The organism is Nitratireductor thuwali (assembly GCF_036621415.1).
Taxonomy (GTDB): Bacteria; Pseudomonadota; Alphaproteobacteria; order Rhizobiales; family Rhizobiaceae; genus Chelativorans; species Chelativorans thuwali.
Map to the genome: position 1 here is coordinate 1875929 of NZ_CP030941.1, position 22509 is coordinate 1898437.

The following is a 22509-nucleotide window of genomic DNA, read 5'->3' on the forward strand; positions in this document are numbered from 1 at the left end:
TTCCCCGCCGGTGCTGTAGACGGCGCGGAAGCTATCATCCGTCCCGCGCAATGTCTTTGCTTTCGACGCTGGAAATCGGTACGATTTTCGCACGATCCCCGACGCTTCGAGCTGTTCAGCGCACATTCTTGCGCTAGACTGGATCAATAGGCAAATCGTTTCTGGCTTACCTATCGCACCACGAAACCATGCGCGAAGGGATCGCGGCCGTCAATGAAGATCGTGTTGAGCCCGGTCATGCGCGCCCAGCCCGCCACCGACGGCACGATCGCCCGGCGACCGCCGACTTTCGTTTCCTCCTCCACCCTTCCCTTGAATATCGAGCCGATGATCGACTCGTGATGATACGCCTCCCCGACCGCAAGCCGTCCCTTGGCGTGAAGCTGTGCCATACGTGCCGAGGTGCCGGTGCCGCAGGGCGAGCGGTCGATGGCCTTGTCCCCGTAAAAGACCGCGTTCCGCCCGTGCGCGCCTTCCCGCGTCGGCTTCCCCGTCCACAATATGTGCGACAGGCCGCTTATTGCCGGGTTGTCGGGATGAACGAACGTATGCGCCGCATTCAGCCGCTCGCGCAGGACCGGGCTCCAGCGGATCAGGTCGCTGGCGTCATGGTCGGCAATATCCCGGAAATTTTTCTGCGGATCGACGATGGCGTAGAAATTGCCGCCAAAGGCGACATCGATGCTGAGCAGGCCGAGGTTCGGGCACTCGATTTCCAGCCCCTCGGCATGAAGGAAGGCGGGCACATTGGTGATCCGCACCTCCTCGACATGCGGCCCCTCCTGCCTGTATTCGGCCACGACAAGTCCCGCCGGCGTGTCGAGCCGCAATATGCCTGGCGTCTTCGGCCGGACGAGGCCATGCTCGATCGCGAAGGTCACGGTTCCTATCGTGCCATGGCCGCACATGGGCAGGCAGCCGGAGGTCTCGATGAACAGGATGGCGATGTCGCAGTCTTCCCGCGTCGGCGGATAGAGGAAGGAGCCGGACATCATGTCGTGACCGCGCGGCTCGAACATCAGCCCCATGCGTATCCAGTCGTATTCGGCAAGGAAACGTGCGCGTTTCTCCATCATCGTGGCGCCGGAAAGCTGCGGGGCGCCGCCGGCAACGAGCCGCACCGGATTGCCGCATGTATGTCCGTCGATGCAGAAGAAGCTGTGGCGGGTCATCCTAGAACCATCCCTTGAAACGTTGCGGCCGGAACGGCGTTATGTCGATGGATGGCGCCTGCCCCGACACCAGGTCGCGCACCAGCCGTCCCGTGCCCGCCGCCTGGGTAAGCCCCAGATGGCCATGCCCGAAGGCAAGGATGACATCGGGATCGCGCGATGAGGGGCCGATGACGGGCAGGGAGTCCGGCATCGACGGACGATAGCCCATCCACTGCCGTCCGCCCTCCGTCTTCAACCCGGGCAGAAACGATGCCGCCTTGTCCAGCATGGCCTTTGAACGCGCGTAGTTGGGTGGCCGTTTGAGGCCGCCTAATTCCACCGCGCCGCCAATGCGCAAGCCAGTTTCGAGCGGCGTCACCACGAAACCGTGCCGCCCGAACACGAGCTGGCGCTCCACCGGAAAGGCTCCAACCGGCAAGGTCGTGTTGTAGCCGCGCTCCGTTTCCAGCGGCACCGCATCCCCGAACTGGGCGGCGAAGCGCTTCGACCATGCGCCGGCGGCAATGACAAGCTTCCCGCAGACCCGCCTTTCGCCCCCGGCAAGCTGCAGCACGATGCCCTCCGCCTCGCGCCGCACGCTGCTGACGGTCGCGGGCAGGAAGCGGGCGCCGTTGCTCTCCGCATGGGCCCAGATGGCCTGGCCAAGCCGATGCGGGTCGGTCACCGTCTTCCAGCCGGGCACGAAGGTCGCCCGGACGAACCTGTCGGACAGGCCCGGCTGATAGGCGGCGAGCTCTCCCTTCTGGAGATGCTGGAATGCGATGTGGAAACGCCGCCGCGCGCGCCACCCGGCTTGCGCTGCCTCGAATTCGGCCTCGCTCTCGTAAAGCTCGAGACAGCCGTCCTCGCGCAACATTCGGGTCGTGGCGGAGCGCGCCGTCAGGCCCGCCCATTCGCGCTCGGCCAGCCGCATCATGGTTGCCTGCGCGCACAGCGCCGCCTCATAGCCGGAGGCCCGGCCGGCCCGCAGGAAACGCAGGAGCCAGGGCAGGATGGTCGGCAGATAGACCGGCGGGATCGACAAGGGACCGAGTGGATCGGCCAGCCATCCCGGCACCTGCCGCGCCATGCCCTTTTGGGCCAGCGGCAGGACGTCGGCAAAGGCCAGCGCCCCCGCATTGCCGGCGCTCGTTTCCTCGCAAATGCCCGAGCGGTCGATCACCAGGACCTTCCGCCCGGCCTCGGCCAGATATGCGGCAATGGTCACGCCGATGATCCCGCCGCCGATCACGGCGACGTCTTCCATGGCTGATGTTTTGCGGTCCTGCGCCACCCGTCCCCCTGTCGGCGCCTGGAGCGCCTTGCGTCCGTGGACGCACGAAAGACGCTCCATCTTCTTGTTTTCCGCATATGCGGACGCCAGACGATCCCGCCCGACTGCAAAATTCCCTAGGCCGCCCGGTCGAGCCGAGGCAGCGCCGGCCGCTCGTTTATGGCCTCGCGGACGATCCGCTCCACTTCCGCCCGGCGCGCGCCGGCCAAAGGCTGGCGCGGCATGCGGACCCGCTCGTTCGAGCCGATCTCGATCGTCTCGGCGAGCTTGATGTTCTGCACCAGATAGGTGGAAACGTCCAGATCGAGCAGCGGCCGGAACCAGCGGTATATCGCCAGCGCCTCGTCGCGGCGCCCTGCCTTCATGAGCTGATAGATGGCGACCGTTTCGCGCGGGAAGGCCGTGACCAGCCCCGCCACCCAGCCGACCGCACCCACGGCGAGCGCCTCGAAAGCAAGGTTGTCGACACCGGTCAAGACGTCGAACCGATCCCCAAATGCATTGATGACCTCTGTGGTGCGCCGGATATCGTCCGATGATTCCTTGATGGCAACGAACAGATCGTTTGCCGCGAGCGCCTCCATCACCGGCACGGTAACGTCGACGCGATAGGCGACGCGGTTCGAATAGATCATCACCGGCAGTCCGCCGGCCGAGGCCACCGCATTCAGCGTGTCCACCGTCTCGCGGTCGTTGGTGTGATAGATCGGGCTCGGCACGATCATCAGCCCGTCGGCGCCGGCCTTGGCCGCACGCTTGGCGAGCGCCTGGGCATCGCGCGTGGCCGCCTCGTTGACCGTCAGAAGGACAGGCCGCCCGCCGGCCGCCGCCCGCGCCGTGGCCAGAACCTCCAGCTTCTCGTCATGGCTCAGCATCGGGCCTTCGCCCAGCGAGCCGCACACGATCAGCCCGTCGCAGCCGGCTTCCATGTAGAGGCCGAAGCACCGCTCCATCTCCTTATGATCAAGCGTGTCGTCAGCCGTGAATTTGGTCGTAACTGCAGGAAGAACGCCGCTCCACATTGTTTCGCCTCTCCATTTGATATATCACTGATATATTAACCCGAGCGCCGGCCTGTCAATTGCAGAATGCATTCTGATATATCAAAAATATATCACAGATGAGGGATTCGATGAACGAAGCGCCCCAGACCAAGATGTCCGAACCGGTAGCTGCCAAGGCTTACAAGGCCCTGGAGCGCATGATCGTCACGCTCGCGCTGGCGCCGGGTTCGGTGACCACCGAAGGCACGCTCATCGAGAATCTCGGCTTCGGCAGGACGCCGATCCGCGAGGCTATTCAGAGACTGTCCTGGGAGGGTCTGCTGGAGATACGGCCGCGCGCCGGCCTTGCCATTGCCCCCTTGAACGCCCCCGATTGGCTGAAGGTCATTGAGGCGCGGCGCGGTGTGGAGGCGGTGCTGGCCCGAGCGGCCGCGCGGTTCGTGACTCAGGATAGCGCGGCTCTTTTCCGCAACGCCGCCTTTCGCATGCAGAAGGCGGTGGTCGCGGGCAACGCGATCGCCTTCCTGGAAGCCGACAAGGAGCTGGACGAGGCGATGGCGGCGGCAGCCGATAACCCCTTCGCTGCACGCCTTGCAGCTCCGCTGCAGACCCACAGCCGCCGCTTCTGGTTCCGCTATCAGGCAGACACCGGTCTGGCCCAGGCGGCGGAAGGCCATGTCCAAATCATCCGCGCCGTGTTGGACGGCGACGAGAAGGCTGCCGCTCGCGAGGCTGACGCCCTGATGAACCTCCTCAGGAAGCACGCGGAGGCTGCCTCGCGTTATTGAGGCACCGGCGCTACACGCCCTCGCCGATCAGGATCGAGCCGAAACTGTCGTCCCAACTCTCGCCGGCCGCCAGTATGCAGCTATTGCCTTCGGTATCGGTCGTCACGATGGTCCAGCTGCCTTGCCGCGAAGCGAAAACTTCCATGATGGCATGCTGTCCCAACAGACCCATGGCCTTCTGGCTCTCGTCGAACTGGTGCCTCAACTGGTCGACAAGCGCATCGCGCGGCGCACAGATCGTGGCCTCACTCGTCGCCTGTTGCGCTCCGGTGAAAAGTGCGACGGCGGCCAGCGCCGTCAAGCCGAGCCCGGCTTTCATCGCCTTCATCATCGTCACCTCCCGCCATCAGGCCGCTACCCTTGCGCCGATGGCGTTCTTACAGCGCCGCCCGTCGATCCCGACGCTAAGCGCGGACGCCATGGGGGTTCCCAAAACCGCGCACCCCACCACTCCGGGACCTGTCCCCCGTCGCGCCGTGGTGCGCTCGTGAGGAATTAACGATTGGAGGGCAAAGCCGTTCCCGCGGTCCGGCACAATGTCGTTCACTTTGCCGAGAGCAGCCGCCATGCGGCATCAGATGCATGAGATAGGTTGGCGAACCTTGCGCGGGGCAAGCCGTACGTTGCTCCCGCGACGCAGCCGCAAACGCCGCCCGAAGCCATCTCCGGGCGGCGAGCGCCGCAAATCTAGTTCATCGTCGGAATGATGAACTCTGCCCCGTCCTTCACGCCCGAAGGCCAGCGCGAGGTGACGGTTTTCGTCTTCGTGTAGAAGCGGAATGCGTCCGGGCCGTGCTGGTTGAGGTCCCCGAAAGCCGAGGCCTTCCATCCGCCGAACGTATAATAGGCGATCGGAACCGGGATCGGCACGTTGACGCCCACCATGCCGACCTCGACGCGGGCGGCGAAATCGCGGGCCGCATCGCCGTCGCGCGTGAAGATGGCGACGCCGTTGCCATATTCGTGGTCGTTGGGCAGCGCCAGGGCCTCCTCATAGGTATTGGCGCGCACCACCGAAAGGACCGGTCCGAATATCTCCTCCTTATAGATGCGCATATCCTTCGTCACGTTATCGAAGAGGCAGCCGCCCATATAATAGCCGTTCTCGTAGCCCTGCATCTTGAAGCCACGCCCGTCGACCGCCAGCGTCGCGCCTTCCTTGACGCCGATATCGACATAGTTCTTCACGCGCTCCAGCGCCTCGCGCGTCACCAGCGGACCGAAGTCGGCGCTCGCATCGGTGGATGGGCCCACTTTCAGGCTTTCGACGCGCGGAATGAGCTTCTCGACCAGCCTGTCGGCCGTCTCCTTGCCCACCGGCACCGCCACCGACACCGCCATACAGCGCTCGCCCGCCGAGCCGTAGCCGGCGCCGATCAGCGCGTCCACGGTCTGGTCCATGTCGGCGTCAGGCATGACGATAAGATGGTTCTTGGCGCCGCCGAAGCACTGGGCGCGCTTACCGTTGGCCGTCGCCCTTCCATAGATGTACTGCGCGATCGGCGTCGAGCCGACGAAGCCGACGGCCTTGATGTCGGGATCGTCGAGAATGGCGTCGACCGCTTCCTTGTCGCCATTGACGACATTGAGCACGCCCGCCGGCAGGCCGGCCTCGACGAACAGCTCGGCGATGCGCATGGGAACGCTGGGATCGCGCTCGGAAGGCTTGAGGATGAAGGCGTTGCCGCAGGCGATTGCCGGCGCGATCTTCCACAGCGGGATCATGGCCGGGAAGTTGAACGGCGTGATGCCCGCCACCACGCCCAGCGGCTGGCGCATGGAATAGACGTCGATGCCGGGGCCCGCACCCTCCGTGTACTCACCCTTCATCATGTGCGGCGCGCCGATGCACACCTCGACGACCTCGAGCCCGCGCTGGATGTCGCCCTTGGCGTCGGGGATGGTCTTGCCGTGTTCGCGTGCCAGCAGTTCCGCCAGTTCGTCATAATGGCGATGGGCCAGTTCCAGGAATTTCATCAGCACGCGCACGCGGCGCTGCGGATTGGTTCTGGCCCAGCCGATCTGCGCTTCACTGGCATTCTCCACGGCCTGCCGCACCTCTGCGGCGCTGGCCAGCGAAACCTTGCCGCGCACCGTTCCGTCCATGGGTTGCATGACGTCCTGCGTACGTCCGCTCGTGCCGGCGACACGCTCGCCGCCGATGTAATGACCGATTTCTTCCATTGAGGCGTCTCCCAGGGTTTTTGAGTTGTTCCATTGTCCCGCTCTCGAAGCCCATTTGCAACGCGCAGCAAAACGAACCCGTTGTGCAGATATGGAATAGCGATTATGGAGGTCACTGCAATTTCGCACGATGCGGCGCTTTGGGAGGGCAATCGCGTGAAGGAAAAAGTTTCTTGGTCGAGCCGCAGCGTGCGGTGTTTTCCATTTTCGCGCAGCGAAAATGGCAAGGCCGACCGGCCGTCGCGCCCTGATGGCGCGAGCCAAGGGCGCGGATGCGCCCGCCCGGCGCTTGAGGGACGGAAAAAATGAATTGGGACGACGTGCGCATATTCCTCGCGGTGCTGCGCGCCGGTCAGATTCTGGGCGCGGCAAGACGTCTGGGCGTGAACCATGCCACCGTCTCGCGCCGCATCGCCGCCCTCGAAGAAGCGCTCGGAGCCAAGCTCTTCCATCGGCTGACCACCGGCACGGAGCCGACCGCCGCGGCGGAGCGCCTGCGCGAGGTGGCCGAGCGCATGGAGGCCGACATGATCGCCGCCCGCGCCGAGCTTTCCGGCGAAAGCGGCGACATCTCCGGCACGGTCCGCATCGGTGCGCCCGACGGCTTCGGCGTCGCGTTCCTTGCTCCCCGGCTTTTCCGGCTGAGCGAGACACATCCACGGCTCGCGCTCCAACTGGTCCCCGTGCCGCGCTCCTTTTCGCTCTCGCGCCGCGAGGCCGACATAGCGATCACCGTCGAAAGACCGACCGAGGGACGCCTGGTGGCGATGAAGCTGGTGGACTACACGCTCGGCCTCTACGCCTCCAAAGCCTATATCGAGGCCAACGGCCTGCCCACCGACACCGGCGAGATCTCCCGGCATCGTCTCGTGGGCTACGTGCCCGACCTCGTCATCAGCCCGATGCTGGACTACGCGGCCGAGATCGCCGAGGACTGGGTCTCGTCCTTCTCCATCTCCTCGGCGCTGGGTCAGGTGGAGGCCGTGCGCGCCGGCGCCGGCATCGGCATCCTGCACACCTTCATCGCCCGCCGGCACGAGGAACTCGTCGCCCTGCCGTTTCCCGAACCGATCCGCCGCAACTACTGGCTCGTCTACCACGAATCCATGCGCCCAAGCCGCCGCATCCAGAAGGTCGCCGCATTCATCGGCGACCTGGTGGAGCAGGAGCGCCAAAGCTTCGTTTGACACGTCGTCATCGATTCTGTTTTGCGAACTCGCCCTGATTCTTGCCTTGAGGATGCCGTGGGGCGCCCAGCTTCGTCATCCCGGAAGCCCGCAGGGCTATCCGGGACCTATTGGAAGAATATCGTAGAGCGCGGCCCGGTCCTCGCTCTGGTATATGTCGGCGTCGGCGGCGCCTTCTACGGAGACCGGCCGCGCCTCTCAATAGGTCCCGGCTCTGCGCGGCTTCGCCGCTTGGCCGGGATGACGAGGCGGGCTGCTCGTGCTCTCCCTGTGCATCAACGAGCACCCCTCACACGAACGGCTTCGCCGGATCGTAGCGCCGCGGCAAGAGCCTGTTCAGGTAGTCGAGGCAGGCGGCCGAAACCCGGCTTTCCTCCGGGTGCAGGAAGTCCGCCGGCATGTGGCGGGTCTTGCCCGCCACGGCTTCCAGCGCCACCAGCCGGCAGGCCGTTCGCTTGCCGTCATATTGAAGCGCCACCGACCCGCTGCCCTTATCGACCGAGGCCACCGCGAACGCACCCGCCTCGAAGGCTTCGCGGGCGTCGGCTTCGCTGATGGTCGCGATATTGCCGCGTGGCAGGTAGCCGAAGGTGTCGACGCGGGCGCGCTGGCCAGGCAGGTCTTCGGCCAGCATCCGCTCGATCGCCTGGCCGAGATCGGTGCCCGACAGCCGCACATTGCCGTGCTGGTCGCGCTCCAGCATCTCGGGCGGCACCAGCGCCTCGACGAGCGAGCGCCCCTGCGCATCGGCAACGCCTTCCGACATGGCCACAATGCAGCGGCCATGCCGCGCCAGCGTGGCTTTGACGTCATCGATGAAGCTCTTTCGCTCGAACGGCCGCTCGGGAACATAGGTGAGATGCGGCGCACCACCTTCATCCAGCGTCCAGGCGGAGGCCGCGGCAGTCAAAAACCCGGCGTGCCGGCCCATCACGATGCCGACATAGACGCCGGGCAGCGCCCGGAAATCGAGATCAACACTTATAAAAGCCCCGGCGACGAACTCCGCCGCCGAAATGAAGCCGGGCGTATGGTCGTTTTCCACCAGATCGTTGTCGATGGTCTTGGGAGCATGGAGGAAGGCCATGCCGCCGCCCGCCGCATCGCGCAGGATCGCCTGGGTTCCCGAAGTGTCGTTGCCGCCGATATTGATGAACGCATCCGCGCCCGCCTGCTTCAGCCCCTTCAGCACCGCCTCGCAGTAAGCCGCATCCGGCTTGTCCCGCGTCGAGCCCAGCGCGGCGCTGGGCGTGGCGGCGATACGCCGGAGTTCGGCCTCCGTCAGGTCGGACAGAGTGACGAAATTGCCGTCGCGAATACCGCGAACGCCATGCAACGCCCCCAGCACCCGGCAACCGGGATAGCGGCGGCGCGCTTCCAGCGTCGCGCCCGCCACTGTCTGGTTGATCACGGCGGTCGGCCCGCCGCCTTGTGCGATGACGAATGTCGCGGTCATGTCGCGCCGCCTCCTCCGTTCCGAGTTCCGGCGCTATTCATGACACGGCTCGCGCGTAAATGAAACGCGTTGGGACCGGCTGGAACTCTACCGGAACAGCATTACCGGTATCTTGCACGAACGCAGCATTTCCGTCGTGGTCGAACCGATGATCAGGCTGCGGATGCGCGAATGACCATAGGCGCCCATGACCAGAAGGTTGAAACGCTCGCTCTCCACGCGCTCGGCAATGACGATCTCGGCCTGGCCGGGGGCAATCTCGATTTCGGCTTCGATGCTGCCGGCGGCCAGCGTCGCGCGCGCGTCTTCCAGCCGCCTTCTGATGTCGCTGCCATCGCTTCCCACGGTGAGCAGCTTCACGGGCAGGCCGGCGAACAGGGGCGACCGAGCCATCGCGTCCACCGCCTTCATGCTGCTCGCCCCGCCATCGAAAGCGACCAGCACCTTGTCGATCGGCTTGAATGCGCGCGAGGCGACGAACACCGGCTTTGTACTCGCACGCGCCACCCGCTCCAGATTGGAGCCAAGGTGAAGCTTGGCAAAGTCCGCGGCCTCACCGCGTTTGCCGATGACGAACATATCCGTATCCGCCTCGATCTCCGCCACCGTCTCCACGACGTCGCCTCTCCGGAGCTTGGTGGTGACGGCATCGACGCCAGCAAGGTGAACCATGCCGGCGGCATCGTCCAGAATTGCCCGCCCGCGCTTTTGCGCCAGCTTCGCCCTTTGCTCGTCGAGTTCGGAAAGTTCCTCCAGCAGGCTGGAGCGTGCGCCCAGCGCAATGGCGCCGGAAAGGTTCGAAGGCGCGCTCGCCGTCTCGCGTCGGCCGAGAACGTGCAGAAGCTCGACCGTCGCGCCGATCCGCGCCGCTGCCCAGGCTGTATGTTCGCATACGCTCTGCGAATAGATGGAGCCGTCTACAAAAGCGGTGATCTTCATGTCTAGTGCCCCATCAGTTTCTCAAGCGCGCCCGGCTTGTCGTGAATGCCGAGCTTGTCCACGATGGTCTCGCTCGCCTCGTTCATGCCGAATATCTCGACATCGGCGCCATCGCGGCGGAACTTGAGCACGATCATGTCCAGTGCGGCAACACTCGAAATGTCCCAGATGTGGGCGCGGGAGACGTCGATAACCACTTTCTCCAGCGCTTCCTTGAAGTCGAAGGCCTTGTTGAAGTCTTCGACCGAAGCGAAGAAGAGCTGTCCCTCCACCTTGTAGGTGCGCGCCTTGCCGTCATCGGAAAGCACCGACGTGACGCGGAATATCTGGGCGATCTTGCCGGCGAAGAAGATGCCGGACAGGAGCACGCCGACCAGCACGCCGATGGCTAGGTTGTGCGTGAAAACGACGCAGACGACGGTCGCCAGCATGACGATCGAGGAGGAGAGCGGATGTTCGCGCAAGCCTTTGATCGACGACCAGGAGAACGTGCCGATCGCCACCATGATCATGATGGCGACGAGGGCGGCCATCGGGATCTGGCGCACCCATTCGCCCAGCACCACGATCATGAACAGCAGGAAAACGCCGGCGCTGAAACAGGAAAGCCGGCCGCGGCCGCCAGATTTCACGTTGATGATCGACTGGCCGATCATCGCGCAGCCCGCCATGCCGCCGATGAAGCCGGTTGCCGTATTGGCGAGGCCCTGGCCGATGCATTCCTGGTTCCTGTCGCTCGGCGTGTCGGTGAGTTCGTCCACCAGCGACGCCGTCATCAGCGATTCCAGGAGCCCGACCGCCGCCACCGCGGCCGAATAGGGCAGGATGATCTGCAGCGTTTCGAGATTGAGCGGAATGTCGGGGATGAGAAACACCGGCAGTGTCGACGGCAGCTCGCCCATGTCGCCCACGGTGCGCAGCTCGAAGGCGAAACCGATGGAAAGCGCAGTGAGAACGACGATGCAGACGAGCGGCGAAGGAATCGCCGTCGTCAGCCGGGGAAACAGGTAGATGATCGCAAGGCCGCCCGCCACCATCACATAGGTGAGATCGGGCACGCCGATGAGTTCGGGAAGCTGCGCCATGAAGATGAGGATGGCCAGGGCGTTGACGAAGCCGGTCATTACCGAGCGCGAGACGAAACGCATGAGGTGGCCAAGCCGCAGAAGCCCCGCGCCGACCTGCAAAACGCCCGCCAGAACGGTGGCCGCCAGGAGATATTGCAGGCCGTGGTCCTTGACCAGCGTCACCATCAACACGGCGGTGGCCGCCGTGGCGGCCGAGATCATGCCCGGCCTTCCGCCGGCGATGGCCGTGATGACGGCGATCGAGAAGGAGGCGAAAAGCCCCACCTTCGGGTCGACGCCGGCGATGATGGAAAAGGCGATGGCCTCGGGAATGAGCGCAAGCGCCACGACTATCCCGGAAAGCACATCCGCGCGGATATTGCCGAACCACTGGTCGCGGTAATTGGAAATTGATATCATTGATCGTCCAGAACAAGCCCGCTCCGCCGCCGGGCGGGGCGGAAACATGCGGGATGCGAGATGATTGAGCCGGCGGATGAGCGGCCGGCGGAGCCACCCGGAATCTCACCGGGTCCATGATGGTTGGAATCGGGTAATAGCGGGAACGCTGCTGCAGCGCAACATGGCGAGGCGCATAGCTGCCCTGCGCGGCTTCGGCTCAGTCGGCCGAGCTCTCCAGATGCCGGCGCAGGAGCCCCACATTCCGCTTGTTCGCCTTGAAGAAGATGTCGAAGACGGTGCCGATGACCGGCACCGAACCGATCGCGAAGTCGAGCCCGACATTGGCTGCCATATGCATGAGCACGCTGCGGGGAGCTCCCAGCCTGGCGGCCCGGTACACGATGTAGGCCGAGATAAGGGCGGTGGCGCCGTCGCCGACAACCGGAATGAGGCTCGCCGCGCCATCGATGCCGAACGAGAAGGGCGTCCCCGGAATGCCCCAGCGCGTGTCGAGCAGGGTGGCGAGGCGGTCGAGCTCCTCGATCCGCGGATCGGGTACCGGGCGCCCGGTCTCCCGTCTGTCGCCGGCGGCGCCCGCCTGCATCAGCGCCTCGTGATGATCCATACGGCGTGGATGACGCCGGGAATGTAGCCCAGCAGCGTAAGCAGCAGATTCAACCAGAACTGGATGCCGATACCGACCTGCAGGAACACGCCGAGCGGCGGAATGAGGATCGAAAGCAGTATCCGGATGACGTCCATGGCGAGAACTCCAGCTGTGCGCCGCCCCGTCATACGCCCGAAACCGGCAATGACGGATGCAGCGGCCCGCGTCGCAAATCGACGCACTGCACCGTAACGCTCCAATTCCTCATTCGATCCGGACAGCAGGCGAAGACCGGCCGCTCCCGCGCCTGGCCGTGGCTACGGAGCCTTCTTCTTCGCCTTCTTCGGCTTGGCTGCGCCGCCCGCATCGGCCTTCTTCTTGAAGAACCCGGCCTCGCCTTCCGGCCCCGCGGCGCCCGGTTTGCCGCCCTTGCGATGCTGCTTCTTGAAAGGCTTCTTGCCGGGCTTTTCCCAGCCGCCTGGAGCCTCGCCGCGTGCGGGCTTGCCGCCCGAATAGGGTTTTCCGTGGCCGGAACGCGAAAATCCCGGCGGACCGTCAAGCTGCTTCAGGCGTATCGAATTTTCCAGCGTCATGTCCGGACCGACGGCAGCCAGAAACCGTTTGACGCTGGCGGCGTCCAGTTCGACGAAGGTTTCCTCGGTCTGCATCTTGATCTGGCCGATCTCGCGCTTGGATATCCCGCCCGCACGGCACAGCAGCGGAATGAGCCAACGCGGCTCGGCATTCTGCTTGCGTCCCACCGAAAGCGAGAACCAGGCGCTCTCTGCGAACTCGTTGCGGGACGATGGCCTTGTGTCCTCGCGCTGGCGCTCGTCGCGATGGGCAACCGGCATCAGATCCTCGGGCGCCGATTTGCCGCCGCGATAAAGCCTTACGAAAGCCGCCGCCACCTGGCGCGGATCGCGGTTCTGCAGCAGCTCGTCGACGAAGGCCGCCTCATCCTCGCTCACGGGCTCGGCCAGCGCCGGATCGGCCAGAAGCCGCTCATTGTCTCGCCGCAGCACGTCGTCGGCGGAAGGCGGCGACGCCCACGCCGCCTGGATCTTGGCGCCCTGCAAAAGCCGCTCGGCCTTGCGCCGCGCATTCTGCGGAACGATGAGAGCGCTCACGCCCTTGCGCCCCGCCCGCCCCGTGCGCCCGCTGCGATGCAGCAGCGTGTCCGGGTTGGTCGGCAGGTCGGCGTGGATGACCAGCTCCAGGTTCGGCAGGTCGATGCCGCGCGCCGCCACGTCGGTGGCAATACACACCCGCGCCCGCCCGTCGCGCATGGCCTGGAGCGCATGCGTGCGCTCGTTCTGACTCAACTCGCCAGACAATGCGACGACGGAAAAACCGCGATTGTTGAACCGCGCGGTCAGATGGTTCACCGCCGCCCGCGTCGAGCAGAAGACGATGGCGTTCTTCGCCTCGTAGTAGCGAAGGACGTTGATGATGGCGTTCTCGCGGTCGCTGGCGGCAACCGTCAGCGCCCGATACTCGATGTCCACATGCTGCTTTTGCTCGGCGGCGGTGCTGATGCGAACCGCCTCGCGTTGGTAGTTCTTAGCCAGATTGGCGATGGCGCGCGGAACGGTGGCCGAGAACATCAGCGTACGCCGGTCCTGCGGCGCGGCGTCGAGGATGAATTCCAGGTCCTCGCGGAAGCCGAGATCGAGCATCTCGTCGGCCTCGTCCAGCACCACGGCGCGCAGCGAAGACATGTCGAGCCCGCCGCGCCTTATGTGGTCGCAGAGCCGTCCCGGCGTGCCCACCACGATATGCGCACCGCGGTCGAGCTGACGGCGCTCGGAGCGCATGTCCATGCCGCCGACGCATGAGGTGACCTTCGCTCCGGTCTCGGCATACAGCCACTCGAGCTCGCGCATCACCTGCAGCGCAAGCTCGCGCGTGGGCGCGATCGCCAGCGCGACCGGCGCACCGGCCTCGCCGAAGCGCTCGGCTCCGTCAAGCAGCGTCGGCGCGATCGCCAGGCCGAAGGCCACGGTCTTGCCGGATCCGGTCTGCGCGGAAACCAGGGCATCCGCCCCGTCCATTTCCGGGGCGAGCACGGCCTGCTGCACGGGCGTCAGCGTCTCATAGCCCCGATTGGCCAGCGCCCGGCCAAGGGCAGGCGCAATGCCTTCAAATTCAATCATACATCTACTTTCGGAAATCCTGTCCTACGCGCGTGCTCCTGCGCCACGCATGGACGGCGCGGCATCATGCCCGCGCATCGAAGGCGTATCTATCGGCTGAAAGGGCGAATGTACAGGGGCATATGGCGGCGCCCGGTCCCTACCGCCCGGCAACGACCTCGCCGTCCTCCTTGGTGAAGGATCCGACCGCCGCTTCCGGCAGCAGCTCCAGCACCGTCTCGGACGGCCGGCAGAGCCTGGTTCCCTTTTCCGTCACCACGATGGGCCGGTTGATCAGGATCGGATGCTCCACCATGAAGTCGATCAGCTGGTCGTCGCTCCACTTGGGATCGTCCAGCCCAAGCTCGTCATAGGGCGTCCCGTTCCGCCGCAGAAGCTCGCGTGCGGATAGGCCCATGGCCTCGATCAGCGAGACCAGCTTTTCGCGCGACGGCGGGGTCTTCAGATATTCGATGACCTCCGGCTCCTCGCCCGCTTGCCGCAGCATGGCCAGCACGTTACGCGAGGTGCCGCAGGCGGGGTTGTGATAGATGGTGGCGGACATGGTTTATTCTCTCCCGTACCAAGGCCTGAATATCAACAGGCCTTATGCCTGGTCGAACCAGTGGCGCGTGCGGTTGGCGAAGGCGACCAGCGACAGCATCACCGGCACTTCCACCAGCACGCCGACAACGGTGGCAAGTGCCGCGCCCGAATGCAAGCCGAACAGGCTGATGGCGACGGCGACGGCCAGCTCGAAGAAATTCGAGGTGCCGATGAGTGCGCAGGGAGCCGCCACATTGAACGGCACTTTCCACGCCTTGGCCGCACCGTAGGCAAGGAAGAAGATGCCGTAGGACTGCACCAGCAGCGGCATCGCGATGAGCACGATGATGAACGGCCTCGAAACGATGACATCGCCCTGGAATCCGAACAGGAGAACCACCGTTGCGAGCAGCCCCAGCACGGACACCGGTTTCAGCCGCTCGGTGAAACGGGCGACAGCCGCCTGCCCGCCCGCCTCGCCCTTTGACCGCGCCACCAGCCGGTGGCGGACCCATGCGCCGGCGATGAGCGGCACCACCACATAGAGCAGCGTCGAAATTATCAGCGTCGACCATGGCACCGCAATGCTGGTGACGCCCAGAAGCAGCGCGACGATGGGGGCGAAGGCGAAGACCATGATCACGTCGTTCACCGAGACCTGCACCAGCGTATAGGTGGCATCGCCCCGTGTCATCTGGCTCCACACGAACACCATCGCCGTGCACGGCGCCGCTCCGAGCAGGATGAGGCCGGCGATATAGTGCTCCGCATCGGCAGGCGGAATGAACCCGGCAAAGACATGCTTGAAGAATAGCACGCCGAGCGCGGCCATGGTGAAGGGCTTGATCAGCCAGTTGACTGCGAGCGTCAGCACCAGCCCCTTTGGCCGGTCGCCGACATGGCTGAGGCTGGCGAAATCGACATTGACCATCATCGGGAAGACCATCGCCCAGATGAGGACCGCGACGACCATGTTGACCGAGGCATATTCGAGGCTTGCCAGAAAACCGAACAGGCCGGGCAGAAGATTGCCCGCCGCGATGCCGGCGACAATGCATAGCGCCACCCAGACGGAAAGCCATTTCTCGAAAAAGCCGATCCCGCCTGCCGGGTTTTCGGCGCCATGCAATATATGGTCTGACATGATCTTCCTTCGTGATCAGGCGGGGTTCCTGGCCCCTTCGCCGATTTCCTCGAGCCGCCTTTGCAAGGTTAGCCTGTCGAGCGAGGCCAGCGGTAGGTTGACGAAAATCGAAATGCGGTTGTCGAGCATGCGGTAGCTGTCGGCGAAGGCGAGCCTCTTTTCGGCCTCCGTGCCTTCGGCCGCCGCTGGGTCGGGAATACCCCAGTGCGCCGTCATCGGCTGGCCCGGCCAGACCGGGCAGGCCTCGTTGGCGGCATTGTCGCAAACCGTGAAGACGAAATCCATCTCCGGCGCGCCGGGTGCCGCGAACTCCGCCCAATCCTTGGAACGGGCAAAACCGGTGTCGTGGTTCAGCCGCGCAAGCAGGTCGAGCGCATAGGAATGTACCGCGCCCTTTGGCTGTGAGCCGGCGGAAAAGGCACGGAAGCGACCAGCGCCGAGCCGGTTAAGGATGGCTTCGGCGAAAATCGACCGCGCCGAATTGCCGGTGCACAGAAACAGGACATTGAAAATCTTGTCACTCATGGGCAGGGCTCTCCTGGATGGCCATGACCTTTTCCCAAAGCCGATTTCCGCTTTTCGGAAATCATGCTCTAGCAATCATATGTTATGGCCTCGATGACGGGGCGGCACAGATCGGGGTTTCCGTCGCAGCAATCCTCCATCAAATAGGCCAGGAGGTCGCGGAAGCCGGTCATATCGGCCACATAGCGGATCGTCCGCCCCTGCCGCCCGGCGCGGATAAGACCAGCCTGCGACAGCACCTTGAGATGCGCCGAGGCGGTGTTCTGCACCACGCCGAGCCGCGCCGCAATCTCCCCGGCCGGAAGCCCCTCCGCGCCCGCCTGCACGAGAAGGCGAAACACGTCGAGCCGCGTTTCCTGCCCGAGGGCCGAGAGCGCGGAAATCGCCATGGTTTTGTTCATTGTTCTAGAAATCCGGATTTATAGATGCTTCGCGAAACTTTTCGCACCATGACGCAACGGAGTCAACGGTCGAATAGTGAGGGGAAGTCCTACGGCTGTCAGCGCGCAAGGGCTAGCCGGCCCGGTCCGGTTCCGGCGCATGTCAGCACCGGCGGCTCCTTCTGCGGAGGCCGGCCGCATCGAGCCGATGGGTCCCGCCTCTCCCTGCGGTCAGACGGGATGACGAGAGAGGCGTTGGCTTTAAGACGAACGCTCAGCCGACGAAGGCGCGCTCGACAACGAAATCGGCGGGCTCGGCGTTGGAGCCTTCCTTCAGGCCCGCCTTTTCCGCCAGTGCCTTGACGTCCTTGAGCATATCCATCGAGCCGCAGATCATCACGCGGTCGTTCTCCCGGTCGAAAGGCTCGGTGCCCAGCGCCTGGAACAGCCCGCCATTCTCGATCAGCGTCGTAATGCGGCCCATGACGGGCGAGGTCTGGCGCGTGGTCGAAGTAAAGTGGTGCAGCCGGCCTTCGGTCAACTCGCCGATCAGCGGATCCTCTCGCGTCGCGGCAATCAGCTCCTCGCCATATTTCAGCTCCGCGAGGTCGCGGCAGGTATGGGTGAGGATGATCTGGTCGAACTTGTCATAGGTGTCGGGATCGCGGATGAGGCTCGCGAAGGGCGCGATGCCGGTGCCTGTCGAGATCATGTAGAGCCGCTTGGCCGGCGTCAGCGCGTCGTTGACCAGCGTGCCCGTCGATTTTTGCCGCATCAGCACCGTGTCGCCCGGCTGGATCTTCTGCAGATGCTGCGTCAGTGGGCCGTCGGGCACCTTGATGGAGAAGAATTCCACTTCCTCGTCCCAATTGGGGCTGGCGATGGAATAGGCGCGAAATACCGGCTTTTGCGCATTGGGAAGACCGATCATCACGAACTCGCCCGAACGGAAGCGGAAGCTCTGCGGCCGGGTGATGCGGAACGAGAAAAGGCGGTCGGTATAGTGCTTCACCGAAACGACGCTTTCCGCATAGACGCCGGCCGGAATCGGAAATTCCAGCGTCTGGACGGCCTCGGCGGCATTGGACACGGCTGCGTTCATGATGCGATCCTCGTTGCTTTCCGCTCGCCCCATATAAGGCGCATGCACGACATCTGCGAGGTTGTCTTGTCTCGCGAGATTATTAGTATACAAATGATTTTCGCGTCAAGGCGACGGTAAAAAGACCTATTTCAATTTGATGCGGGGGAAAAGGTTTTGCATTCCGGATTTTCGGCATGAGTGAGAAAAGCGGCGCAATATCCGGCCATTGTGTAGCAGGCATCGATGTCGGCGGCACCTTTACCGACCTGCTTCTCATCGACGCGCGCAGCTCGCCGCCGCGCGTTCACGTCGCCAAGACGCCAACCACCGTCGAAAACCAGGCGCACGGCGTCGTCAACGCGCTTGCGGCGACCGGCGTGCCCGCTTCTGAAATCGGCCTCGTCGTGCACGGCACGACCACCACGACTAATGCCGTGCTGGAGCGCCGCCTCGCGGTGACCGGAATGATCACCACCAGCGGTTTCCGCGACATCATCGAGCTCGGCCGCCGCACCCGCCCCCAGGCCTACGGCATGACGGGCACGTTCACGCCGGTCATCCCGCGAAACCTGCGGCTCGAAGTGGCGGAGCGCATGGATGCGCGCGGCAACGTGCTGACGCCGCTCGACGAGGAGGGTCTGCGCGATGCGTTGCGCCGGCTTCTGGATGCCGGCTGCCAGTCCCTCGTCATCCACTTCCTGCACGCCTACGCGAACCCGGCGCATGAACTGCGCGCGGTAGAGATAGCGCGCGAGATCTGGCCCAACGACCATATCACCGCAGGTCATGCGCTCCTGTCGGAAGCGCGCGAGTTCGAGCGCGGCGTGACCGCTTCCGTCAACGCCGCCGTCCAGCCCATCCTCGAACGCTATATCGCCCGGCTCTCGAGCGAATTGAAGAAGCTCGGCTACGCCCGCGACTTCCTGGTGATGAACGGTAATGGCGGCATGATCTCCGCCGCCAATGTAGCCCGCGAAGCCGCCAAGACTGTTATGTCGGGGCCGGCCTCGGGCGTCATGGCCGCGGCCTTCACCGGAAGGCGGGCGGGCGCCCGCGACCTCATCACCTACGACATGGGCGGCACGTCGACCGACGTCGCCCTCGTGCGCGGCGCGCGCCCTGCCGTTTCCAACGAGATAGAGATCGAATATGCCATGCCCATCCACGTCCCCATGGTGGATGTGCATACGGTGGGCGCCGGCGGCGGTTCCATAGCCAAGGTCAACGAGGCGGGGCTGCTGGAAGTGGGGCCCCAAAGCGCCGGCGCGTCGCCCGGCCCGATCTGCTATGGCCGCGGCGGCGCCGAGCCGACCATTTCCGACGCCAACCTCCTGCTTGGCCGGCTGAACCCGGGCAAGCTGCTGTCGGTCGACAATCCGGTCTCCGTCGACCAGGTGGAGGCGATCTTCGCCGAAAGGCTCGGCCGGCCCCTAGGCATGGACGCGCATGAAGCGGCGGGCGCCGTGCTGCATATGGCAAACATCAAGATGGCCGGCGCCATCCGCATGGTGTCGCTCGCCAAGGGGCACGACCCGCGCGACTTCGCCCTCTTCGCCTTCGGCGGCGCCGGTCCTCTTCATGCCTCGGCGCTCGCGCGAGAACTCGCCATTCCCCGTGTCCTGGTGCCGGCGCGCCCCGGCATCACCAACGCGCTGGGCTGCGTCGTCGCCGATCTGCGCCACGACTTCGTGCGCACGGTCAACCGGCCCGTCGCCAGCTTGGACCTCGACCTCGTGCGCGACGTGCTGGAGGCCCAGCGCCGTGAGGGGGCAGCGGCGATCGCGCGGGAAAGCGTGGCGCCCGAGCGTATCGATTACGTACACACCGCCGATATGCAGTTCGTCGGCCAGACCCACCTCCTCAACGTGCCCCTGCCCGGACCGGAGATCGACCGCGAAACGCTGCAGCAGCTTTTCGAGGCGGCCTATTTCGCCCGCTTCAAGGTGCGGCTGCCCGAGATCCGCGCCAATCTCGTCAACCTCAACACATCCGTCATAGGCGTGCGCGCCGGCATCGACCTCGCCAGCCTCATCGACCCCGCCGGCCGCGCCGGCACATTGGAAGAGGCGCTCAACGAACGCCGCCCGGTCTGGTTCGCCGGTGAATGGCACGATACCCCCGTCTACGCCCGCGAGAAACTGCCCCTCGATGCCGTCATCGAAGGCCCAGCCATTCTCGAACAGCTCGACACGACGACGGTGATCGAGCCGGGGGATCGAGCAGCGTCCGACAGGGATGGGAACATCATGATCGCAGTCGGAGGCGCCCGATGACCACTCCTCCTCTTGACCCGATTACTCTCTCCGTCATCCAGGCCGCGCTCAGCCAGGTTTGCGACGAGATGGACCTGACCTTCTCGCGCGCCGCCTTCTCCCCCGTCATCGCCGAGGCAAACGACCGTTCCGATGGCATCTACGCCGCCGAGGATGGCGCGCTGATCGCGCAAGGGTCGGGCGGATTGCCGGTCTTCGTGGGCGTGATGCAATATTCGACCGGGAACCTGATCGAACGCATCCGCGGCGGCATCACCGCCGCGCCCGAGCCGGGCGACATCTACATCGTCAACGATCCTTATCTGGGCGGCACGCATCTCATGGATGTGCGCTTCGCGATGCCGCTCTGGCGCGACGGCGAGATCTTCTGCTGGCTGTCCAATACCGGCCACTGGCCGGATATCGGCGGCGCCGTGCCTGGCGGCTTCTCGGCCTCGGCCACGGCGGTCGAGCAGGAGGGCCTGCGCCTGCCGCCGGTCAAGCTGTTCAAGAAAGGTCAACTCGACGCCGAGATCTACGGCATCATCTGCTCCAACATCCGCGTGGCCGACCAGCGCATCGGCGACATCCGCGCCCAGGCGGCAGCCCTCGAAGTCGGCGCGGATCGGCTGGCCGCGGTGCTCGACCGCTACGGCGACGAAACCGTGCGCGCCGCGATCGCCGAACTTCGCACGCGCGCCGAAACGCAGATGCGCAGCCTTATCGCCACCATCCCCGATGGCGTCTATCACGGGCAGGCCTTCGTCGATTCCGACGGTGTGGTTGACGAGCCGCTCACAATCACGCTCGCCGTCGAAAAGAAGGGCGACGGCCTCACCTTCGACTTCGAAGGCACCAGCCCGCCCTGCGCCGGCCCCATGAACAGTGTGCTGGCGACGACGCTGTCCTCGGTCTACCTGGCCATGCGCCACATCTTTCCCGAAGTGCCGCTGTCGGCCGGCGCCTTCGCCCCGCTCGACGTCAGGCGGCCGGTCGGCACCTTCCTCGATGCGCAGTATCCGCGCCCCGTCTCCGGCTGCGCGGCAGAAGTCTCCCAGCGTATCGCCGAGGCGGTGTTCTCCGCTATGGTCAAGGCGCTCCCGGAAAAGGTCACTGCCGCGCCCGCCGGCTCCAGCGGCAATTTCGCCCTGGGCGGCCACGACCCGGCGCGAGGGCGCGACTTCGTGATGTACCAGATCTCCGGCGGCGGCTATGGCGGCAATGCCGGCCATGACGGCCTCACCAACGGATGCTCGACCATCGGCATTTCCAAGTCGCCGCCCATTGAGGTGATGGAACAGGCATTCCCCATCCTCTACCGGCACTACGCGCTGCGCGAAGGTTCCGGCGGCGCCGGGCGGCAACGCGGCGGCTTCGGCCTTTCCTACGAGGTCGAGCTCGTGCGCGGCGAGGCCCGCGCCTCCTTCGTCATGGATCACGGCCGCACCGGGCCGCAAGGCGTGCTGGGCGGAGCCGACGGCGCGGTCAACACCGTCACTGTTTGGCGCGACGGCGAGCCCCACGTGCCGCCGCATCTTTCCAAGGAGCAGGATATCGCCATGAAGGCCGGCGACCGGGTTGCCGTCGGCACGCCGGGCGGCGGCGGCTATGGCAACCCGTTTGAGCGTCCGCCGGAGCGTGTGCTGCACGATGTGGCGATGGGGTATTATACCCGCCGGCAGGCCGAACGACTGTTCGGCGTGGTCATTGCGGGCATGGAGGTGGACACCGACGCGACGGAGGCCCTGCGCAAGGCTCAGAGCGTCTCCGCCCGATAGGTCCACACCGTGGCCGGCGGAAGGTTGCGCCAGATGCGGCGCGAGTTCACCGCCCGGATGCCCGGCGACAGCTTGACCGGCGAGACCGGGCTGTAGGTGAATTGAACCATGCGCCCGTGCGGCCCGACAAGCGCCAGCGCATTGCGGCAAAGCGCCGTGCGCATGGGGCGGGGATAGACGAACAGGGGAAGGCTCGATATCACAGCGTCGGCCTGCCCACCAGCATCCACAAGGCGTTCGACGATCGAGAAGGCATCACCGCAGAGGGTCTTGGCCCTCGGGTAACGTTGCGCGAGCAGCCCGGCGAAAGCCTCGTCAGCCTCCACCAGAACGAGATCCTCCTGCCGCACGCCTGCCGCCAATATGGCCTCGGTGACGACGCCCGTCCCCGGTCCGAGCTCGATGACCCGCATGCCGGGCCTCAGCGCCGCGCAGAACGCCATCCGCTCGGCCAAGGCGGACGAGCTCGGCGCGATGGCCCCCGTGCGCAAGGGCGCACGGCGCCAGGCGGCGAGAAAGCGGGACCAGTCGTTGCGGCAGCGCCGCGGGGATGTCTGTTCGATGCTGATCAGGGACAATGGAT

The 22509-nt window shown here is 65.1% G+C and carries 22 protein-coding genes and 1 other annotated feature; of the genes, 5 read left to right on the forward strand and 17 right to left on the reverse strand.

Annotated features, from left to right (window positions below; genetic code table 11):
• Positions 1–170 precede the first annotated feature (170 nt).
• The 3 genes from NTH_RS08985 to NTH_RS08995 form a co-directional block, all read right to left on the reverse strand.
• Positions 171–1172 carry a 4-hydroxyproline epimerase gene (locus NTH_RS08985; RefSeq protein ID WP_338529697.1) on the reverse strand — a complete coding sequence of 334 codons (1002 nt, stop codon included), beginning with the start codon at positions 1170–1172 and terminating at the stop codon, positions 171–173.
• A 1-nt stretch (position 1173) separates the two neighbouring features.
• A complete protein-coding gene (locus NTH_RS08990) occupies positions 1174–2421 on the reverse strand; it encodes an NAD(P)/FAD-dependent oxidoreductase (RefSeq protein ID WP_338531849.1) in 1248 nt (415 codons plus the stop codon).
• Between the two features lie 143 nt (positions 2422–2564).
• Positions 2565–3470, reverse strand: coding sequence for a dihydrodipicolinate synthase family protein (locus tag NTH_RS08995; RefSeq protein WP_338529698.1), 906 nt, complete (start codon positions 3468–3470; stop codon positions 2565–2567).
• Between the two features lie 110 nt (positions 3471–3580).
• Between NTH_RS08995 and NTH_RS09000 the strand changes: the two genes are divergently transcribed.
• Positions 3581–4240, forward strand: coding sequence for a GntR family transcriptional regulator (locus tag NTH_RS09000; protein WP_338529699.1), 660 nt, complete (start codon positions 3581–3583; stop codon positions 4238–4240).
• Between the two features lie 10 nt (positions 4241–4250).
• Here NTH_RS09000 and NTH_RS09005 read toward each other — a convergent pair whose 3' ends face one another.
• Positions 4251–4568, reverse strand: a complete 318-nt coding sequence (locus NTH_RS09005) for a hypothetical protein (RefSeq protein WP_338529700.1) — start codon at positions 4566–4568, stop codon at positions 4251–4253.
• Positions 4569–4927: 359 nt separating this feature from the next.
• Positions 4928–6424, reverse strand: coding sequence for a CoA-acylating methylmalonate-semialdehyde dehydrogenase (locus NTH_RS09010; protein ID WP_338529701.1), 1497 nt, complete (start codon positions 6422–6424; stop codon positions 4928–4930).
• A gap of 105 nt (positions 6425–6529) precedes the next feature.
• Here NTH_RS09010 and NTH_RS09015 point away from each other — a divergent pair, with 105 nt between their 5' ends.
• Positions 6530–6733, forward strand: coding sequence for a hypothetical protein (locus NTH_RS09015; protein ID WP_338529702.1), 204 nt, complete (start codon positions 6530–6532; stop codon positions 6731–6733).
• Positions 6730–7611 carry a LysR family transcriptional regulator gene (locus tag NTH_RS09020; RefSeq protein ID WP_338529703.1) on the forward strand — a complete coding sequence of 294 codons (882 nt, stop codon included), beginning with the start codon at positions 6730–6732 and terminating at the stop codon, positions 7609–7611. The genes NTH_RS09015 and NTH_RS09020 overlap by 4 nt, the downstream gene beginning before the upstream one ends.
• Before the next feature lie 289 nt (positions 7612–7900).
• Here the strand turns inward: NTH_RS09020 and NTH_RS09025 are convergent, their stop codons facing one another.
• The 11 genes from NTH_RS09025 to NTH_RS09075 form a co-directional block, all read right to left on the reverse strand.
• Positions 7901–9067: a diphosphate--fructose-6-phosphate 1-phosphotransferase gene (locus tag NTH_RS09025; RefSeq protein ID WP_338529704.1), complete on the reverse strand. Its 1167-nt coding sequence runs from the start codon at positions 9065–9067 to the stop codon at positions 7901–7903.
• Positions 9068–9154: 87 nt separating this feature from the next.
• A complete protein-coding gene (locus NTH_RS09030) occupies positions 9155–10006 on the reverse strand; it encodes a universal stress protein (protein ID WP_338529705.1) in 852 nt (283 codons plus the stop codon).
• A gap of 2 nt (positions 10007–10008) precedes the next feature.
• Entirely contained in the window at positions 10009–11493 is a 1485-nt protein-coding gene (locus NTH_RS09035; RefSeq protein ID WP_338529706.1) for a SulP family inorganic anion transporter, read from the reverse strand.
• Between the two features lie 63 nt (positions 11494–11556).
• Positions 11557–11612: a sequence feature (sul1 is cis-regulatory element that is thought to sense ions involved in sulfur or methionine metabolism; They are found in Alphaproteobacteria), on the reverse strand.
• An 80-nt stretch (positions 11613–11692) separates the two neighbouring features.
• Positions 11693–12100 (reverse strand): DUF4112 domain-containing protein, encoded by a 408-nt coding sequence (locus tag NTH_RS09040; RefSeq protein ID WP_338529707.1) that lies wholly within the window; start codon positions 12098–12100, stop codon positions 11693–11695.
• Complete coding sequence (locus NTH_RS09045; protein ID WP_265517816.1) at positions 12079–12237, reverse strand: YqaE/Pmp3 family membrane protein; 159 nt, start codon at positions 12235–12237, stop codon at positions 12079–12081. Before NTH_RS09045 ends, NTH_RS09040 begins: the two co-directional genes overlap by 22 nt.
• 162 nt (positions 12238–12399) lie before the next feature.
• On the reverse strand, positions 12400–14238 hold the full coding sequence (locus NTH_RS09050) for a DEAD/DEAH box helicase (protein ID WP_338529708.1): 1839 nt from the start codon (positions 14236–14238) through the stop codon (positions 12400–12402).
• A 139-nt stretch (positions 14239–14377) separates the two neighbouring features.
• Positions 14378–14782, reverse strand: coding sequence for an arsenate reductase (glutaredoxin) (gene arsC / locus NTH_RS09055; protein ID WP_338529709.1), 405 nt, complete (start codon positions 14780–14782; stop codon positions 14378–14380).
• A gap of 42 nt (positions 14783–14824) precedes the next feature.
• On the reverse strand, positions 14825–15907 hold the full coding sequence (gene arsB, locus NTH_RS09060; protein ID WP_338529710.1) for an ACR3 family arsenite efflux transporter: 1083 nt from the start codon (positions 15905–15907) through the stop codon (positions 14825–14827).
• Between the two features lie 15 nt (positions 15908–15922).
• Positions 15923–16432 (reverse strand): arsenate reductase ArsC, encoded by a 510-nt coding sequence (locus tag NTH_RS09065; protein ID WP_338529711.1) that lies wholly within the window; start codon positions 16430–16432, stop codon positions 15923–15925.
• Positions 16433–16500: 68 nt separating this feature from the next.
• Positions 16501–16833: an ArsR/SmtB family transcription factor gene (locus NTH_RS09070; protein WP_338529712.1), complete on the reverse strand. Its 333-nt coding sequence runs from the start codon at positions 16831–16833 to the stop codon at positions 16501–16503.
• Between the two features lie 253 nt (positions 16834–17086).
• Positions 17087–17914 (reverse strand): ferredoxin--NADP reductase, encoded by an 828-nt coding sequence (locus NTH_RS09075; protein WP_338529713.1) that lies wholly within the window; start codon positions 17912–17914, stop codon positions 17087–17089.
• A 176-nt stretch (positions 17915–18090) separates the two neighbouring features.
• Between NTH_RS09075 and NTH_RS09080 the strand changes: the two genes are divergently transcribed.
• Together NTH_RS09080 and NTH_RS09085 are read left to right on the forward strand one after the other, a co-directional pair.
• Positions 18091–20169 carry a hydantoinase/oxoprolinase family protein gene (locus tag NTH_RS09080; protein ID WP_338529714.1) on the forward strand — a complete coding sequence of 693 codons (2079 nt, stop codon included), beginning with the start codon at positions 18091–18093 and terminating at the stop codon, positions 20167–20169.
• On the forward strand, positions 20166–21926 hold the full coding sequence (locus tag NTH_RS09085) for a hydantoinase B/oxoprolinase family protein (protein ID WP_338529715.1): 1761 nt from the start codon (positions 20166–20168) through the stop codon (positions 21924–21926). The genes NTH_RS09080 and NTH_RS09085 overlap by 4 nt, the downstream gene beginning before the upstream one ends.
• Here the strand turns inward: NTH_RS09085 and NTH_RS09090 are convergent.
• Complete coding sequence (locus NTH_RS09090) at positions 21905–22504, reverse strand: class I SAM-dependent methyltransferase (RefSeq protein WP_338529716.1); 600 nt, start codon at positions 22502–22504, stop codon at positions 21905–21907. The two genes, NTH_RS09085 and NTH_RS09090, sit on opposite strands and share 22 nt — an antisense overlap.
• Positions 22505–22509: the final 5 nt, after the last annotated feature.

Coding starts and splice junctions, on each gene's coding strand:
- NTH_RS09065 (WP_338529711.1), bottom strand. CDS start 16,432: ATGAGTGACAAGATTTTCAATGTCCTGTTTCTGTGCACCGGCAATTCG.
- NTH_RS09035 (WP_338529706.1), bottom strand. CDS start 11,493: ATGATATCAATTTCCAATTACCGCGACCAGTGGTTCGGCAATATCCGC.
- NTH_RS08985 (WP_338529697.1), bottom strand. CDS start 1,172: ATGACCCGCCACAGCTTCTTCTGCATCGACGGACATACATGCGGCAAT.
- NTH_RS09045 (WP_265517816.1), bottom strand. CDS start 12,237: ATGGACGTCATCCGGATACTGCTTTCGATCCTCATTCCGCCGCTCGGC.
- NTH_RS09015 (WP_338529702.1), top strand. CDS start 6,530: ATGGAGGTCACTGCAATTTCGCACGATGCGGCGCTTTGGGAGGGCAAT.
- NTH_RS09075 (WP_338529713.1), bottom strand. CDS start 17,914: ATGAACGCAGCCGTGTCCAATGCCGCCGAGGCCGTCCAGACGCTGGAA.
- NTH_RS09085 (WP_338529715.1), top strand. CDS start 20,166: ATGACCACTCCTCCTCTTGACCCGATTACTCTCTCCGTCATCCAGGCC.
- NTH_RS09010 (WP_338529701.1), bottom strand. CDS start 6,424: ATGGAAGAAATCGGTCATTACATCGGCGGCGAGCGTGTCGCCGGCACG.
- NTH_RS09080 (WP_338529714.1), top strand. CDS start 18,091: ATGAGTGAGAAAAGCGGCGCAATATCCGGCCATTGTGTAGCAGGCATC.
- NTH_RS09025 (WP_338529704.1), bottom strand. CDS start 9,067: ATGACCGCGACATTCGTCATCGCACAAGGCGGCGGGCCGACCGCCGTG.
- NTH_RS09030 (WP_338529705.1), bottom strand. CDS start 10,006: ATGAAGATCACCGCTTTTGTAGACGGCTCCATCTATTCGCAGAGCGTA.
- NTH_RS09050 (WP_338529708.1), bottom strand. CDS start 14,238: ATGATTGAATTTGAAGGCATTGCGCCTGCCCTTGGCCGGGCGCTGGCC.
- arsC (WP_338529709.1), bottom strand. CDS start 14,782: ATGTCCGCCACCATCTATCACAACCCCGCCTGCGGCACCTCGCGTAAC.
- NTH_RS09040 (WP_338529707.1), bottom strand. CDS start 12,100: ATGGATCATCACGAGGCGCTGATGCAGGCGGGCGCCGCCGGCGACAGA.
- NTH_RS09005 (WP_338529700.1), bottom strand. CDS start 4,568: ATGAAGGCGATGAAAGCCGGGCTCGGCTTGACGGCGCTGGCCGCCGTC.
- NTH_RS09020 (WP_338529703.1), top strand. CDS start 6,730: ATGAATTGGGACGACGTGCGCATATTCCTCGCGGTGCTGCGCGCCGGT.
- NTH_RS09070 (WP_338529712.1), bottom strand. CDS start 16,833: ATGAACAAAACCATGGCGATTTCCGCGCTCTCGGCCCTCGGGCAGGAA.
- arsB (WP_338529710.1), bottom strand. CDS start 15,907: ATGTCAGACCATATATTGCATGGCGCCGAAAACCCGGCAGGCGGGATC.
- NTH_RS09000 (WP_338529699.1), top strand. CDS start 3,581: ATGAACGAAGCGCCCCAGACCAAGATGTCCGAACCGGTAGCTGCCAAG.
- NTH_RS08995 (WP_338529698.1), bottom strand. CDS start 3,470: ATGTGGAGCGGCGTTCTTCCTGCAGTTACGACCAAATTCACGGCTGAC.
- NTH_RS08990 (WP_338531849.1), bottom strand. CDS start 2,421: ATGGAAGACGTCGCCGTGATCGGCGGCGGGATCATCGGCGTGACCATT.